18 protein-coding genes are annotated in these 16,965 nt (G+C 47.6%); all 18 read right to left on the minus strand.

The features are described 5' to 3' along the window. Positions 1-31 precede the first annotated feature (31 nt). A complete protein-coding gene (locus tag DVH26_RS24045) occupies positions 32-976 on the minus strand; it encodes a dipeptidase (RefSeq protein ID WP_239626264.1) in 945 nt (314 codons plus the stop codon). Positions 977-1,192: 216 nt separating this feature from the next. After that, the gene (locus DVH26_RS24050; RefSeq protein WP_006286829.1) at positions 1,193-1,453 is read right to left on the minus strand and encodes a stage V sporulation protein S; all 261 of its coding nucleotides are present in this window, start codon (positions 1,451-1,453) and stop codon (positions 1,193-1,195) included. Between the two features lie 140 nt (positions 1,454-1,593). Continuing rightward, positions 1,594-2,388, minus strand: coding sequence for a TIGR00282 family metallophosphoesterase (locus tag DVH26_RS24055; RefSeq protein WP_239626265.1), 795 nt, complete (start codon positions 2,386-2,388; stop codon positions 1,594-1,596). Positions 2,389-2,480: 92 nt separating this feature from the next. Then, entirely contained in the window at positions 2,481-4,025 is a 1,545-nt protein-coding gene (rny, locus tag DVH26_RS24060; protein ID WP_239626266.1) for a ribonuclease Y, read from the minus strand. Between the two features lie 297 nt (positions 4,026-4,322). Next, positions 4,323-5,036, minus strand: a complete 714-nt coding sequence (locus DVH26_RS24065) for a RecX family transcriptional regulator (RefSeq protein ID WP_239626267.1) — start codon at positions 5,034-5,036, stop codon at positions 4,323-4,325. Between the two features lie 68 nt (positions 5,037-5,104). Next, positions 5,105-6,154 carry a recombinase RecA gene (gene recA, locus DVH26_RS24070; RefSeq protein WP_275590420.1) on the minus strand — a complete coding sequence of 350 codons (1,050 nt, stop codon included), beginning with the start codon at positions 6,152-6,154 and terminating at the stop codon, positions 5,105-5,107. 234 nt (positions 6,155-6,388) lie between these two features. Beyond that, positions 6,389-7,630, minus strand: coding sequence for a competence/damage-inducible protein A (locus tag DVH26_RS24075; RefSeq protein ID WP_239626269.1), 1,242 nt, complete (start codon positions 7,628-7,630; stop codon positions 6,389-6,391). Positions 7,631-7,686: 56 nt separating this feature from the next. Further along, the gene (gene pgsA, locus DVH26_RS24080) at positions 7,687-8,265 is read right to left on the minus strand and encodes a CDP-diacylglycerol--glycerol-3-phosphate 3-phosphatidyltransferase (RefSeq protein WP_239626270.1); all 579 of its coding nucleotides are present in this window, start codon (positions 8,263-8,265) and stop codon (positions 7,687-7,689) included. Then, positions 8,262-9,590 carry a 30S ribosomal protein S12 methylthiotransferase RimO gene (rimO, locus tag DVH26_RS24085; protein WP_239626272.1) on the minus strand — a complete coding sequence of 443 codons (1,329 nt, stop codon included), beginning with the start codon at positions 9,588-9,590 and terminating at the stop codon, positions 8,262-8,264. Before rimO ends, pgsA begins: the two co-directional genes overlap by 4 nt. A 128-nt stretch (positions 9,591-9,718) precedes the next feature. Further along, positions 9,719-10,213, minus strand: coding sequence for a YajQ family cyclic di-GMP-binding protein (locus DVH26_RS24090; protein ID WP_239626274.1), 495 nt, complete (start codon positions 10,211-10,213; stop codon positions 9,719-9,721). Positions 10,214-10,325: 112 nt separating this feature from the next. After that, positions 10,326-10,487 carry a Sec-independent protein translocase family protein gene (locus tag DVH26_RS24095; RefSeq protein ID WP_239626276.1) on the minus strand — a complete coding sequence of 54 codons (162 nt, stop codon included), beginning with the start codon at positions 10,485-10,487 and terminating at the stop codon, positions 10,326-10,328. 76 nt (positions 10,488-10,563) lie between these two features. Then, positions 10,564-11,424 carry a helix-turn-helix domain-containing protein gene (locus DVH26_RS24100; protein ID WP_239626278.1) on the minus strand — a complete coding sequence of 287 codons (861 nt, stop codon included), beginning with the start codon at positions 11,422-11,424 and terminating at the stop codon, positions 10,564-10,566. Between the two features lie 42 nt (positions 11,425-11,466). Then, positions 11,467-12,231 carry a DUF3388 domain-containing protein gene (locus DVH26_RS24105; RefSeq protein WP_239626281.1) on the minus strand — a complete coding sequence of 255 codons (765 nt, stop codon included), beginning with the start codon at positions 12,229-12,231 and terminating at the stop codon, positions 11,467-11,469. A 110-nt stretch (positions 12,232-12,341) separates the two neighbouring features. After that, positions 12,342-13,187, minus strand: coding sequence for a hypothetical protein (locus tag DVH26_RS24110; protein ID WP_239626283.1), 846 nt, complete (start codon positions 13,185-13,187; stop codon positions 12,342-12,344). Positions 13,188-13,282: 95 nt separating this feature from the next. Beyond that, a complete protein-coding gene (locus tag DVH26_RS24115) occupies positions 13,283-13,531 on the minus strand; it encodes a DUF3243 domain-containing protein (RefSeq protein WP_239626285.1) in 249 nt (82 codons plus the stop codon). Positions 13,532-13,606: 75 nt separating this feature from the next. Further along, entirely contained in the window at positions 13,607-14,365 is a 759-nt protein-coding gene (gene ymfI, locus DVH26_RS24120) for an elongation factor P 5-aminopentanone reductase (RefSeq protein ID WP_239626287.1), read from the minus strand. Beyond that, positions 14,362-15,648: an EF-P 5-aminopentanol modification-associated protein YfmH gene (gene yfmH, locus DVH26_RS24125; RefSeq protein ID WP_239626289.1), complete on the minus strand. Its 1,287-nt coding sequence runs from the start codon at positions 15,646-15,648 to the stop codon at positions 14,362-14,364. Before yfmH ends, ymfI begins: the two co-directional genes overlap by 4 nt. A gap of 3 nt (positions 15,649-15,651) precedes the next feature. Further along, positions 15,652-16,935 (minus strand): EF-P 5-aminopentanol modification-associated protein YfmF, encoded by a 1,284-nt coding sequence (yfmF, locus tag DVH26_RS24130; RefSeq protein WP_239626291.1) that lies wholly within the window; start codon positions 16,933-16,935, stop codon positions 15,652-15,654. Between the last annotated feature and the right edge of the window lie 30 nt (positions 16,936-16,965).

The following is a 16,965-nucleotide window of genomic DNA, read 5'->3' on the forward strand; positions in this document are numbered from 1 at the left end:
AACCTTCATATATATCCAATCCAGATAAAAGTCAGATTGCCGGCAAATTGGTTTGCAAAAACCGCAGCCAGTTGCGATAAAAGAAGTCTTCGATCCATTGATCTTTGTAATACTTGCTTAAGCATTGCGCCAAGTAATCAAACTTCCCGGCGTTCTCCAGATGCGGAATCCACTGATCAATCCCGTCGAAATCGGAGCCGATGACCAGATTCCCTCCTCCTCCGAGCGCGCCGATATGCTCAATATGCCGGACCAAATCCTCCACCGCGGCAGCTCCGTTATTGTTTACAAACCAGGGGACGAATGTAATGCCGATCGCTCCCTTTTTTTGAATCAACGTCTTGATTTGCTCGTCGTCCAAATTGCGCGGATGAGGGCAAACCGCCTTAGCGTTGGAATGCGTGGCTACAAAAGGCTTCTGAGATAAGTCGGCCACATCCCAGAATGATTGTTCCGACAAATGAGACACATCTAGTATTATACCCAAATCATTGCATTCTTTAATAAATCTTTTCCCTTTTTTTGAAAAACCTCCTTGACGAGGCTCCAGTACGCCGTCAGCCGCCCAGTTCGCATAATTCCACGTTATCCCAATTAAGCGCACTCCGAGATGGAACAAGGTTTGCGTATAGAGAGGATTATCCCGGATCGCATCCGCTCCTTCCAGCGTAAGGACTGCGCCTCTCATACTCCCGGCCATGACCTTCTGCAAATCGGCCTGGCTCCTGATAGGCATGAGCCGGTCGCTGCTCACGACGTTCTGATAAAAAATATTTATGTACTCCAAATAATGATCGAATTGCGGCTGCCTAATTTTCTCCGACAAGTAAATGGCGAAAAACTGAATCTTCACATCGGACTTCACCAGCTTGGAAAAGCTTACATCAAGCTCTGTGTTTAGCGGGTCGTAAAAATCAATAGCCGGTTTTTCATACATTTTGTAGAGCACATCGCAATGACCATCGATAATTGTCATACTCTATCACCCTTTTCGGCATATTTGATAACACGAACTCAGCACTTCACAACAGGACAAGCGGCAATTCAACACGTTAATGGATAAAAGAAAAAAACCTCTATCGAGGTTATGTCCTAAAGCAGATAAGCGAATATAATCTCTCTGTAAGGTAAAAAAACCTGTCTACTAAGTAAACAGGTGGTTAAGCAAGCTTGAATATGGAGTTTTGGACGATTATCTCGGCTCCACTATCAGTTTGATAGCTGTACGGTCTTCTCCGTCGATGACTATATCGGTGAAGGCTGGTATGCAAATCAAATCAACCCCGCTGGGAGCAACAAATCCTCGTGCGATAGCTACAGCTTTAATAGCTTGGTTGAGAGCCCCGGCCCCGATTGCCTGCAGCTCAGCTGCTCCGCGTTCACGCAATACCCCCGCCAACGCGCCGGCTACGGAGTTAGGATTGGACTTTGCTGAAACTTTTAATACTTCCATGAAAAGTACCTCCTCGGGAATGATGGATTGCTTCCAGTACTAATCATATTCTAGGAAATAGCCGTTAATTCCTTCTTCCCGAAGATCGTACTAACTAATAATTTCGAATTATTTGTCAATTCAGTGCTGAAGGCCCTGGATTATTCAAATAATATGGAATCTTCATCCATCCGGATGAGCTGGACTTTCTTACCTAGCCCCGTAGCAGGATCCAAATCGATGCATACTGCATGAAAATGCCATTTTCCTTCATCCACAACGAAACGGACCGGAAGCTGCGTTTTGAACTTTTGCAGCACAGCCCCTCTTTCCATGCCTAATATACCATCCCGCGGGCCAACCATCCCTACGTCCGTTACATATGCCGTTCCTTGCGGCAAAATACGCTCGTCATTCGTCTGAACATGCGTATGAGTACCTACCACGGCAGATACCTTTCCGTCCAAATGCCAGCCCATAGCGAGCTTCTCCGAAGTCGCTTCAGCATGGAAGTCGACGAAAATATATTTATTGCGCTTTTTGACCGTCTCCAGGATCGAATCCACTTTTTCAAACGGGCAATCCAGCGGTGGCAAAAAGGTCCGTCCTTGCATATTGATAATGACAAGCTCCTGATCTTTGGATTTAATGGTCGTAAATCCTCTGCCCGGAGTGCCTTTAGGGAAATTCGCCGGTCTTACCATTCTCTCCTCATCGTCGATGAAGTCGAATATGTCCTTTTGATCCCATGTATGATTGCCCATAGTGATCCCTTGAATGCCGAGCTCGAACAGCTCCTTTGCAATCGCTGCTGTAATACCCCGTCCTGCGGCGGCATTCTCGCCGTTGGCTATAATAAAGGTCGGATTATATTTCGCTTTCAAGCCTGGAAGACACGCTTTAACCGCCTTTCGTCCTACTGAGCCTACGATGTCTCCGATAAACAATATTCTCATAACCTGACTCCCTTCACTGCTGTCGACAACCTTTTTTAAGGAAAAGAAAAGTGGCTTATTCAGCCACTTTTCAACATAGTGTATGCAGTTGCTTATTTTGCATATTCAACCGCTCGCGTTTCGCGAATAACGGTTACTTTGATGTGACCTGGATAATCCAGTTCGCCTTCGATTTTTTTAGTTATATCGCGGGCAAGACGGAATGCTTCCGTATCGTCCACTTTCTCCGGCTGTACCATTACGCGCACTTCGCGTCCCGCTTGAATCGCATACGATTTCTCGACGCCTTCGAACGATTCGGAAATCTCCTCCAGCTTCTCAAGACGCTTAATGTACGTTTCCAGTGTCTCGCGGCGTGCACCCGGACGAGCAGCGGACAATGCGTCAGCCGCACCGACGAGCATCGCAATAACCGATGTTGCTTCGCAATCGCCATGGTGTGAAGCGATACTGTTGATAACAACAGGATGCTCTTTATATTTCTTGGCAATCTCTACGCCAATTTCAACGTGCGAACCTTCTACTTCATGATCCAATGCTTTACCGATGTCATGCAGGAGACCGGCACGTTTCGCCAATGTCACGTCTTCCCCGAGCTCTCCAGCCATCAATCCGCTTAAGTAGGCCACTTCCATAGAATGCTTCAACACATTTTGACCATAGCTTGTTCTGAACTTCAAACGTCCCAGAATTTTGATCAGATCCGGATGCAATCCGTGAACTCCGGTTTCAAATGTAGCTTGCTCTCCGTACTCACGAATCCGCTCATCCACTTCTTTACGGGACTTCTCCACCATTTCCTCAATTCGGGCAGGATGGATCCGGCCGTCAGCGACCAATTTCTCTAGGGATGTTCGGGCGATCTCACGACGAATTGGATCAAATCCGGATAGGATTACTGCTTCCGGTGTATCGTCAATGATAAGATCAATACCCGTCAAAGTTTCCAGCGCCCGGATATTTCTGCCTTCGCGTCCGATAATGCGACCCTTCATCTCTTCATTCGGTAAAGAAACCACCGATACGGTTGTTTCCGCCACATGATCAGCGGCACATCTCTGGATAGCCAAGGTAATGATTTCGCGGGCTTTCTTGTCGCCTTCTTCTTTCGCCTGCTGTTCAATTTCTTTGATCAGTTGAGCTGTCTCATGACGAACTTCCTGCTCCACATTCGTGAGGATAATGTTCTTCGCTTCCTCCATAGTGAGGGCGGAAATCCGCTCCAGCTCTGCAACTTGATTTTTGTAAATATTATCAATTTGCGACTGGGTTTCTTCGATTCTTTTCTCTTTGTTGGCGACCTGCTCTTCTTTTTTCTCCAGAGATTCTAATTTTTTATCCAGCGATTCCTCTTTTTGCAACAGTCGTCTCTCTAGTCGTTGTGTTTCATTTCGACGATCACGAATGTCTTTTTCAGCTTCGGTTCTGAGCTTGTGAATCTCATCCTTCGCTTCCAGAACCGCTTCTTTCTTCAGTGCCTCCGCTTCTTTCTTGGCATTATCCTTAATCAATTCAGCGGCTTGTTCAGCACTAGAAATCTTCGCTTCTGCAATGGACTTGCGGATAAAATAACCAATCCCTAAGCAAATTACACCAACTAAGAGGATGATTATGATCCAGATAGCCGGACTTGGCATCCAGTTCACCTCCTCGTCATTTCTCCAAGGGGTAAGCTTGGGACAGTATGGTTTTTAATCCGTTTAACAAGCTTTAAAATAAAGTAAAAATTGGCGATTTTACTTTTACGAAACTTCCTGTTCAGGCTTGGCAGGAAGAATCTGTGTATAAAAATATACATGATTATTTTATCTTTTGTCGAAGAAGCTTGTCAAGGTGTCCCCTGCAGAAATGATTCCCTACGGCTAGTCACGCTGCTGCAATAGGAGGTAATATCCGAATGCTTATAAATAATTCGCCCCGCTAGATGCATTACATTACTCCAAATCGTATGTATCCGTATAGTGCTCCTCCCAATCAGTTTGTCCGGATGCTTGAACCAAATCCCTCAGGACGCGCGATACGATACCGGATGAATAGCCTCTGCGTAGCAGAAAGCCCATCGCCTTATTCCGCGCCTTCTGCCTGTCGGCCGTGAACTCCGCCCGGTATCTCTTGAATGCAAGGTCGAAAGCGATCTTATACTCCAACTCTTCGTCGACTTGACTCAATGCGCTGGTTATATGTTCAGGCGGCAGCCCTTTATGCTGAAGCTCCTGCCGTACCCAGTTGCGGCCTTTCTTCTGCGACCGGATCCGCTGCTTCGTTAACTGCTCTGCAAAAAGCTCGTCATTTACGTACTGCTCTCTCCGTAAACGATCGACGGTCAGCTCGATCAGCTTCGCTTCATAGCCTTTCTGTTTCAGCCTGACTTTCATTTCGTGCTCAGAGCGCAGACGTGACGATAGGAGCTTGATAGAGTACAAATAAGCCTGCTGCTTCTCCTCGGCAAAAATAATCTCTCTAAAGTCCTCTACGCGTATCTCAGAACCTTTAACAAGCCTATACTTGATCAAAGTATCCTCGTGAACGGAAAAGGCATACTGGTCATCCATGAACAAGTTATATCTATTCTTGAATCTCTTCTGCCTTTCTATCTTCGATATCGTCCCTGTATGTACGACCTCTTCCTTCGTTTCATCTTCACTCACCAGATTGTCACCCCATATGAACGAACAGGCACCCTATACCATAGGTAAAGGTGCCTGCCATTACGGTTTTATTCAAATGCCAGCAAATCTTCCTCATCCTCATCCGTGTCGGTAAGATCGCTGCCGTTGGCAACAATCAAGTTACTGTTCTCGCGGATCTTCTTCTCGATCACGTCGGCGATCTGAGGATTCTCTTTCAGAAATTGCTTCGCATTCTCGCGTCCTTGACCCAGACGGTCATTGTTGAAGGAGTACCATGCGCCGCTCTTTTGGATAATATCCATTTCACTTCCGATGTCAATAATGCTGCCTTCCTTCGATATGCCTTCACCGTACATAATGTCGATATCGGCCTGCTTGAACGGAGGCGCAACCTTGTTCTTAACGACTTTGATCCGTGTACGGTTACCTACCATATCGTTTCCTTGCTTGATCGTCTCTACACGGCGAACATCCAAGCGTACGGTCGAGTAGAACTTCAATGCTCTACCGCCCGGCGTTGTCTCCGGATTACCGAACATTACGCCGACCTTCTCGCGAAGCTGGTTAATGAAGATCGCGATAACTTTCGACTTGTTAATCGCACCGGACAGTTTGCGCAATGCCTGCGACATTAGGCGCGCTTGCAGACCAACGTGGGAATCGCCCATCTCGCCTTCGATCTCCGCTTTAGGCACCAGTGCCGCTACCGAGTCAATGACGATGATATCGACAGCACCGCTGCGCACAAGTGCTTCAGCGATCTCCAGCGCCTGCTCTCCCGTATCCGGCTGGGACAACAGCAGATCATCAATATTGATGCCCAGCTTGCTGGCATACAATGGATCCAATGCGTGCTCCGCATCGATAAAAGCGGCTTGTCCGCCAGCTTTCTGTACTTCTGCGATCGCATGAAGAGCGACCGTCGTTTTACCGGAAGATTCCGGACCGTACACTTCTATAATTCTACCGCGCGGGAACCCTCCGATACCAAGTGCTATATCCAGGGCCAAGGAACCGCTAGGAATCGTTTCTACTTGCATGTGAGTGGACTCACCGAGTTTCATAATGGAGCCTTTGCCAAACTGCTTCTCAATTTGACGAAGTGCATTTTCTAAAGCTGCGCGCCGATCGGACACAACGGTCACTTCCTTTTCTCTTATTGGTTACTTCCATGATAACTTGTTTTGGTTGTATTGCCAAGCATTTTTTGCGAACATACATTCGATTGCTGGTCAAAATAAAAACCGCAACAAGAGATATTCATTGTTACGGTTCTTCCGTTAAACCTATTATATTACATTTCGCGAAACTATTTCAAGCACTATTTTTCCGAGTCCCATACGAGAAATGATAGAGAGTTCCGAACCCTCCTAAAGCAGCTTCCATAGCTGATACAGCGCGCTTCTGGCCGCTCTCAGCTTGATCATCTCACGGCTGCCGGACAGCTGCAGCTGCTGCACTACCGTCTCGTGATCTCGCTTCGCAACCGCTACATAGACGAGCCCGACCGGCTTCCCTTCGGACTCATCCGGGCCGGCGACTCCCGTAATCGCAATCGAGTAGTCGGTGCCCGACTGCTTAAGCAGATTGTCTGCCAGCAGGCGAGCGGTGACATCGCTGACGGCGCCAGGCGCACCTGCGCCCTCCAGGACGGCCTGAGGCACGCCCAGGAGTCTGTGCTTCCATTCGTTCGTATAGCATACGATACCGCCTTGAAACACCGCCGAGCTGCCTGGTACAGCCGTCAGCATATCGCTCAGGAGCCCTCCCGTGCAGCTCTCGGCGACAGCAAGCTTCAACGACCTTTCGCGCATGATGCCAACCATCTGCTGCTCGATACTAACGTCTTCGTTCGCATAAATATACAGTCCCAGCCTTTTGCGGATTTCACTCTCCACTGGATCCAGCTTGGCGTCCGCCTCTGCCTTGGATGCGGATCGGGTTGTGAGCCTGATCGCCACTTCGCCTTCTTTGGCATAAGGAGCGATCGTAGGGTCTGTTTGGTCCTTAATAAGATCAAGCAGCTCATGCTCCAGGAGAGATTCTCCTATCCCTGCAAATTTCAGCATACGGGAGTACAGCGGATAAACGCCTTCCATCTTCGATGCGATCCACGGAGCCGCGTAGCGCTCGAACATCGGCTTCATTTCCTTGGGAGGCCCCGGCAGCAGAACGTAGTGAGTTTGATCCTGGGTCAGCGCTACGCCAACCGCCATTCCCGTATCATTAGCTAACGGATCGCTGACTTCGAGCATATAAGCCTGTCTCTTATTGCTTTCCACCATATGTATACCGCGCTTGCTGAAAAAGTCCGTTATTTTATCCATCGAAGGCTGGTGGAGCACAATCTTGCGGCCAAGATATGCGGCCAATGCATCCTTGGTCAAATCGTCCTGCGTAGGTCCGAGCCCCCCGGTGCAAATGACCAGATCGGCGCGGCTGGATGCCAGTCTAAGCGCCTCTGTCAGACGGGCCTCATTGTCTCCCACAACCGTTTGGAAGTACACGCTAACACCTAAGTCCGCACAAGCGCGCGATAGAAATTGCGCGTTCGTGTTAACGATTTGTCCAAGCAATAGCTCGGTGCCGACTGCAATGATTTCCGCTTTCATATCCTTTTTCTCCTCCCAAGAAATCAACAAAAAAACAATAGGAAAACCCTACTGTTTTATTCGCTGAAATTCAACACATGTTTATTTTTAATAAAATAATCGAAACCGGAATACAAAGTGATGATGGCAGCCACCCAGCTCGCGAAAATATCGAAACGGAAGTTAATGAAGGCGAACGGGAAATTATTGATCAACAAGGCGATAATGGCCGTAATTTGCGTCGCCGTCTTCCATTTCCCCCACTTGCTTGCAGCTATAACAACCCCTTCGACAAGAGCGATCTGCCGCAGCCCTGTCACCGCAAATTCGCGGCTAATAATGACAATGGCTATCCAAGCCCCAATTTTGTCCATCTCTACAAGGGAAATGAGCACAGCGGACACGAGGAGCTTATCTGCAAGCGGATCGAGCAGCTTACCGAGATTCGTCACCAATTTTCTTTTGCGCGCAATATAACCGTCCAGACTATCCGTACTGGCAGCTATGATAAAGATGAGCGCAGCTATAATCTGGTTATAGGTGATGACGAACTGTTCTATTTTGATATGAGGAAATTTCACATTCACTAGCAAAAAGAACATGATGATAGGGACGAGAAAAATCCTCGCCAATGTAATCCGGTTGGCCAGATTCATGCCACGACCTCCCCGGACAAATCGAACTCGAACGAGTGGGTAATGCGCACTTTGGCTACTTCACCGATTTGCAGCTGCGTACCTTTGACGAATACTTCACCGTCAATTTCCGGCGCATCATATTGCGAACGGCCTACGTATACGTCGCTTCTACCGTCATACTTTTCAATAAGCACATCGATAACTTGGCCTACGCGGCTGCCATTGCGGATGTTGGAAATTTCGCGTTGGATTTCCATCAGCGTATTGGCGCGGAATTCCTTGACGTCCTCCTCCACTTGCTCTGGAAGGCGCGCCGCCGGAGTATCCTCTTCCTTAGAATAGGAAAATACGCCAAGACGATCGAACTCAACGTCGCGGATAAACTGCTTCAAGTTTTCGAAATCCGACTCGGTTTCTCCAGGGAAGCCTACGATCAGCGACGTTCTCAAGGAAACGTTCGGAATGCGAGTGCGAATTTTTTGAATGAGAGCTCTTGCATCCTGCTGTCTGCCGGGTCTTCTCATTCTTTTCAATATGCGGTCTTCGCTGTGCTGCAGCGGCATATCCACATATTTGCATACCTTCGGATTGTTCGCGATTGTTTCGATTAGCTCATCCGTGAAGAAGCCCGGGTAAGCATAATGAAGCCGTACCCACGCGATTCCCGGCACTTCGCTTACTTTATTCAACAATTCTGGCAGCATGAACTTCTCGTACAAGTCCGTACCGTAGTTCGTGGAATCCTGTGCGATCAGGCTGATTTCCTTCACGCCTTGGGAAGCCAGCTGCTCTACTTCGGTAATAATAGATTCAATGCTCCGGCTGCGGAATTTCCCCCGCATAATAGGGATACTGCAGAACGTACAGGCATTGTCGCAGCCTTCGGCAATTTTGACATAAGCGGTATAACGCGGTGTAGTCACACGGCGAGGCAGCGAGGCTTCATAATTAAATACCGGATTTCCGACCATAACCGGTTTCTTTCCGGCCAGCGCTTCATCCACAATATCATTGATTTTATGGAAATCACCCGTTCCGACAATCCCGTCGATTTCCGGCATTTCCTTGAGCAGCTCATCCTTATACCTTTGGGTGAGACAGCCCGAAACGATGAGAGCTTTCAAATTCGCCGTCTGCTTCAGCTCGGCCATATCCAAAATCGTATTTACCGATTCTTCCTTCGCCGCATCGATAAATCCGCATGTATTGACAATAATCACCGTTGCTTCTTCTTTATCATTAACGAGCTCATAGCCACGGCCGTGAATTAATCCCGACATAATCTCGGAATCGACGAGGTTCTTCTCGCATCCCAGCGTAACTACTTTCACTTTCTCTGTCATTTCATATCCTCCAATGTTCAAGCCTTACTATATTAGTATCAAGTATAATACATGGGTAACAAAAGTGTCAAAGAAGCCCCATGCGTATCCACGCTGCTGAAATAGGCAAAAATGGCTTGTTCATCGGACTAGCGGAAATTTAAAAATTGCAGCTCCAGCGGCAAATCCGCCTTGCGAAGCAGCTGGATTACCTCCTGCAAATCGTCCTTGCTTTTTCCAGTTACGCGAATTTGATCTCCTTGAATTTGACTCTTCACTTTTAATTTGGAGTCGCGGATCAGGATATTAATTTTTTTCGCATGGTCTTGATCGATGCCCTGCTTCAGCTTGATCTTCTGGCGAACGGTAGCCGATGAAGCCCCTTCCACCTTGCCGTACTCCAGGTTTTTCAACGAAATGCCGCGCTTGGCCATCTTCGAATGTAAAATGTCCAATACGTTTTGCAGCTTGAATTCATCGTCCGAGACGACGACGAGCTCTTCTTTTTCCAGCTTGATGGAGCTTTTGCTGTTTTTGAAATCGAATCGGGTACTGATTTCTTTCTCCGCCTGGTTGATCGCATTATTTAATTCCTGCATATCCATCTTGGAAACGATATCGAATGAACTTTCTGAACTACTCATGATCCCACAGCCCCTTAATTTTCCTAAATTTTTCTCCATCCATGAGGATAACACAAAAAGACACCTGCAGCCAATTCATTGCTCTCCGGTGTCTTTACGATGATTAACTCAATTACCGATGATTCGGCGAGAACCGGAACATATCTATAATCCCAAGCACGATATGCGCCATCCCGAACCCAAACAGACCGTAACCCCATGCGCCGGGAGTTATATACCAGCCAAAAGAGCTTACGATAATCCCCAATACGACGACGATCCAACTGGCGGTCATATCCTGCAACCCTTTCCTTAAGCAAAAAACTGTACTGAAATGGTAACAGGATGTCCCAAAAAGCCGCTTATTAAACCTACGCTTTTTGAAGATCGAATTGAATCCGCTTCGCGTTAGGAGTGTCTCCTACCGACACTACCGTTCCGTTCACGGTAAGCTCCACCGCATTCGAACGTCCGAAAATCATGAAGGCCGAGTTCGGCATCTCCCACGTTTGCGTTTTACCGTTCGTGTAAGTGCCCGATTCCAGCGTTTCCCGCTTCTGTCCCAAGGAATCGACCTGCACCCAGCAAGCGTCGCCCGTCACTTTCATTTCAATATTCAGCTTATCGACATTGGAAACGGAATAATAATCGGTTCCGCCCTGGCTTCTCACCAGCTTCACTTCCGCTTTTGGAGCAGGCGGAGGTGTCGGTGTTGGAGTAGGTGTTGCTTCCGCTTTTTTCTCATTCAGTGACACACCGTACACATCTCCGGTAACGGTTGGAGCAGGCTCCGCCTTGTCCGTAACGCGTTTAGGCTCATTGTTCGAATTCGCGTCATTGGCTTTGCCGGTATAATTCATATTCAAGTAGTAATAGATGATCCCCAAGATGAGAACTACAAAAGAGATCATCATGATCGTAGATGCATATTTGCCTATTTTCTCGGTGTTCCGATTCGTTCTCTTGGAACGGATAGGCTCTATGTGTTCCGGCTCCGGGGTCGGGATCACATTCTGGTACATGCGAAGCACTTCGTTAGGGTCCATCCCTACCGCCTCGGCATAGCTCTTAATGAAAGCCCGTACATAAAAATTACCCGGAAGTACCTTATAGTTTCCTTCTTCAATTGCTTCCAAATAGCGCTTGCGGATTTTAGTCGTTTCTTCCAATTGCTCCAGCGAAATTTTCTTTTCCGTTCTCGCCTTTCGCAGCAGTTGACCAAGATCAGTCATGTTCTCACCCCTTTCGGTTTTGAAATGATATTACTCCGTCCATTAATACTCGTCGAAGCCGTTAATAAAGCTTTCGTACGATATTTCCTCATCCGGGGTATTGCGGAGCTCGATAATATAATTGAAATCATCGTAAGTATATTGGGACTCGCGAATAAATATATCCGGATGTTCGATCACTTTGGTGGAAGGCATAGCCATAATTTCCTGCATCAGCATATGATGCTTTTCATTGGAACGGATAGTCGAGACAATCCCGTCAATAATAAATACATTATTAGGATTCATCTCGTCTTCCGACAGCTGGCTGCGAACCGTTTGGCGAAGCAAGGTGGACGAAACGAACGTCCAGCGCTTATTGGAGCATACACTGCCGGCAATAATGGACTCCGTTTTGCCGACACGCGGCATCCCTCTTAATCCGACAACCTGATTTCCCTCTTGTTTAAAAATCTCTCCAAGAAAATCAACAAGTAAACCTAACTCGTCCCGAGTAAAACGAAAAGTTTTGCGGTCATCCGAATCCCGCTCGATATATCGGCCGTGACGGACGGCGAGAATATCGACCAGTTTAGGTTCCCTTAAAGCGGTTATAGTTATATTATCCACTTTTCTCAACATTTTACCCATTAAATCTACTTTTTCATCATCATTGGTTTGTAGCAGCATGCCGCGTGTGCGGTCCTCAACCCCGTTAATGGTTACAATATTTATATCAAGCATCCCCATCAAGGATGCAACGTCCCCTAGCAAGCCCGGGCGGTTTTTATGAATTTTATATTCCATGTACCATTGTTTCGTTTCCAATTATCCACACCTCATATTCGATGTCAATCGACCATCTATTCATATTTTGTAACATCTTACGAAAATATTCTACAATTTTCGCTAAATTCCTGCTCTCTCATGTAAAAAGTTTATTGAGGCTTGTTCACTTGGAATTCTTGCGGGTCATAGCCGTTCAAGCCGGCATTCCATTGTTTATTTTGCATTTGATTTAATAAACCGGCAAAGACGGCATCCCACTTTAATTCTGTAGTCGTGGAGGCCATGTTCATAATAGGCACCTGCAAGTTTTTCATCCGCTGCAGCGTGCTGTTCTCCAGAGGGGAGTATACGACGATCCAGCTCGGTCCATGCTGCTTCACCTGATTCTGAAATTGCGAATACCATCCTTCCGCATCCGATAGGGATATTCGCTCCGCCTCTTCGGACGGGGCCCATAACGAGGGAATTGGATTCGTGGAAACGGTCACCCATTCGATGGTTTTTCCGATCACCTGCTGCTGTTTTACCCATTCAGCCCACTGGTTCTCCATCAAAGCCGGCCCCGATTGCCTCCAGCTGATATTCGGAGCGGAAACTGCCGGTGTATCATACGATATGGCATCGTCCAGCAAAAACCATTTCTTGTCTGCTGTCGCGCTTGCGACTGGCAGGACTTGCCTGTTCAATTCGTTCCCGACAACGATTATGTAATCATAAGTCACCGATTTTAATTTGTTCGTCTGATCTTCTGAAATCGAAGCGACGTCCGGCATCCATTCGAATGCTATATGTTGAGTATTCCTCCATGCTAACAATGTTTTCTGAATTGCAGATTTTGTCGTTTCCTGTAGATTCGGTTTTGTCATGACAAGCACCGAAAGCTTGCTTTGCGCAAGTGCCGGATCGATCTCAGGAATGTTCTTGCCGCACCCGCTTACTACAAGCAGCATGCTAATAATAACGGTTATCCAACTTGCCCATCTCCATGTACTCAAACTGCTTCTTGCCGCCTTTCTTGAAATACTTTACCTAAGTATATCATGAAAAGCAAGGAAAAGCCTCCTATGCAAGGAGGCCTCAAATGAATCCATTATTTGCTTACAAGCTTAACCATCAATTTCGCCATCGTTTTGCGTTCCTGCTCGTCGGCTACATCCCATAGATCCTTCAATACCCGTTCTTCATTGTTCTCGGGATCGACCTTATCGGACAAAAATTCACCGATTTGGAATGCCAGCTTACTGATGGTTTCTTCGCTCATCCCGGATTTTTCAGCTTGGTTTACACGCTCGCCCAAAAATTCCTTCCAACGATCGAACACTTTCAACGCAGTAGCCATAATGTCAGCCTCCCTTAGATAAAGTAGCATTACACATACTAAGGTTCGCAAAATGGAGGCGAATTATGCAGTACGTCAAGTGAGCCAGCCGCCGTTCGGACTTATGATTTGTCCGGTAATGTAGCCGGATTCTGGCAGGGCAAGGAAATACACCAACGATGCAATCTCGTCAGGCTGGGCAAACCGTCCGACCGGAATTTCGCTCTCGAGAGCCGCTTTCTCCTCCGAATCAAAATTTGCCATCATCAATGTGTCCACAGCGCCTGGGGCTACCGCATTGACGGTAACGCCCGAAGGAGCCAGCTCTTTGGCCAGCGCCTTCGTAAATGCGTTCATACCGCCCTTTGCCGTGGAATAAACGACCTCGCAGGACGCGCCCGATATTCCCCAAATCGAGGAGACATTGATGATTCTGCCATACTTCTGGCTTATCATCGGTTTCATGAACTGCTGTGTGGTTAGAAAGGTGCCTTTCAGGTTAATTCCCATAATTTCATCCCACTGCTCTTCTGTAACGTCGGACAAAACCCCGTAATGCGCGATGCCGGCATTATTAACTAAGATGTCCGGCATCATGTTATGGTGATCCAGCTTTTCCTGGAGTCTCATGATTTGTTCTCTGTTTCGCAAATCGGCCGTAGCTGTCAGCACCTTGGCGCCGTGCTTCATGCAGCTGCGAGCCGTTTCATTGGCAGCCTCGTGGGATTGCAAATAATGAATCACTACATTCATCCCAACTGAGGCAAATCTCTTGGCAATAGAAGCCCCAATCCCTCTGCTGGCGCCGGTAATCAGCACCGTTTGCTCCGTAAAGGGGCGGCTGGCTTGATTCAAGGCTGCTCGCTTCTTACGATGGAAACCGCCAATTGATTCCAGTCAAAGTGCTCGCGAAGCCGCTCATTAACGTCTTCCAGCTTCATTTCTTCATACACCGGCAAAATGTCGAACAGCTCGATTCCTTTGAACCGGTATTTCGTGAACTCATTGGCAATGGCTTCAGGAGAGTTAAGCTGTCTCATGAAGCCGCCGATCTTCTTCTTCCGGCTTCTCTCGAAGTCCGACGCCTGAATGCCTTGCTCCTTCACTTTATCGATTTCGTCCTTGATTCTGGAAATCATCAGGTTAGGATTCTTCGTATCTCCACCGACGACGGAGAAAGCATAGTTCTCCCCGATATTATATTCGGTTCCGAAATTGTCCGAAATGAGCTGCTCGTCATACAGCTTCTGATAGATCGCGGAGCTTGGGCTGAGCAATATATCCAGCAGTACCTTCATAGTCAGCTCCCGCTTCAATAGTTCTTTTCCTTGTGCGGTCTGATTCGGCTCTTTGCAGCCGAACAAGCATTTGGGAAGCGACACAGGAAGCACTGTCACTTTCTCTTTTTGCTTAACGGAGGCAGGCTCCTGCTGAAAGTACCTTTCGATATTTCCTTGCGGCTTATAGTCCTTCGCCGCTTGATTTTGACGAACCAGCTCAATGATCTCCTCCGGCTTCACGCCGCCGACCACGAATAAGCTCATATTGCTCGGGTGATAGAACGTATGGTAGCAATCGTACAGCAGCTCTTTCGTAATGTGGGAAATCGATTCGACGGTTCCGGCAATATCGATATGCACCGGATGGTTATGATACATCGTCTCGATAAGCCCGAAATAGGATCTCCAGTCGGCATTATCCTGATACATTTTGATTTCCTGACCGATGATCCCTTTTTCCTTTTCCACGTTCTCATTCGTAAAATAAGGATTTTGCACAAAATTCAGCAGCGTGGTCAAATTCTCGTGAATATGCTCCGTCGCCGAGAACAAATACGTTGTACGGTCAAAGCTCGTGAAAGCATTGGCGGACGCGCCTTGGGAGGCGAAAACGGCAAAAATATCGCCCGTTGGCTCCTCGAACATTTTGTGCTCCAAAAAGTGCGCTATACCGTCGGGAACCTGCTTCTTCTCGCCGCCCTGCACTTGAAAATGGTTATCGATCGAGCCATATTTGGTTGAGAAGGTCGCATACGTCTTCTGAAAACCTTCTTTCGGCAAAATGAACACGGACAAGCCGTTAGGAAGCTGCTCTACATACAGCGTTTCTTTGACATGAGGATATGGTATCGCCTGCATCGCTTATTCTCCTCCCTTCCGGTCTCGCAAAAAGTAGATCGTATCGAGCTTCACCTGGTTGGCTACCTCTTGAATATGCCCTTTGTCCACAGCCAGCACATCGCTAATTAATGAAGGGACGGTACGCTCCACACCGGACAAAATATTGTTGAAATCGAAAGAAATCAGCTCGAATGCGGAATCCTGCAGCTCGCGCAGATGTCCGGTAATCATCGCTTTCGTCTGCTGCAGCTCGATATCGCTGATATCTCCCTTCGCCATCGCTTCTAGCTGTTCTTTGATAATGGTGACCGCTTTGCTGTAATTATCTATTTCAATCCCGGATTGAATGGTTAATATCCCTTTGTGCCCATCCAGTCGCGAGGATGCGTAATAAGCCAGGCTCGCTTTTTCCCGTACATTGGTAAACAGCTTGGAATGCGGGTAACCGCCTAAAATTCCGTTATACATCAGCATCGTTGGATATGTAGAATCCGCATATGTCGTATAAGCTCGCAGCCCCATATTCAGCTTGCCTTGATTGACGTCCAGACGCTCGATGACTTCCTTCACTTGCTCTACGTTCCGATGCTCCGGCTTTCTTGCGTAACGACCTGCCGATGCTTTGGTAATACCGAAACTCTTCTCGATTAACGGCAGCACTTCCTGCAGATTCGTCTGCCCCACGACATAAATGTCGATAACAGCCGTCTCCAGCCATTGCTGATAGTACGTGTACAGCCCCTCGGGCGTTATTTGCTCGATCTGGTCCAGCTTCCCGAGCGGATGTAGACGGTATGGCTCCTGGCTGCACATTTCCTCGATACAACGCTCCGCGGCATATCTGATTTTATCGTTAATAATCGCTTGAATTCGTTTTTGCAGCGTGATTTTCTCGGAATCGACGTATTTGCTTACAAAACGGCCGTTCTCCAGCGCAGGCTTCGTAATCGTTTCTCCGACAAATTCGATGCCCTTCTGAAGCAGGGACTCCGGGCTGTTCACAAATTGATCCTGGATAAGATCCATACGGAACTGCACCATCTGATAATCGCCGCGCTTATAAATGTCGAAGCCGAAGCCGGCTCCGTACAAATCATCCAGCCGTTCGCGGAACTGCTTCGTTTCCGGGAACGATTGCGTGCCGCGGCGAAGCACGAAAGGGGTGAAAGCCGTAGGCGTAACCTTTTCCTCTTCCAAAGGTGTGCCGATGTAGACGGATATGGCGTACGTCTTGAATTGCTCCGTAGGCAGCACATGCACACGGATATTGCGTACGGTGCCTCGCTCAAATTGGATGTTTTTCAACGGACAAAACTCCTTTCGTATCCTTTATTC

Source organism: Paenibacillus sp. H1-7 (genome assembly GCF_022354825.1).
Lineage (GTDB): Bacteria > Bacillota > Bacilli > Paenibacillales > NBRC-103111 > Paenibacillus_S.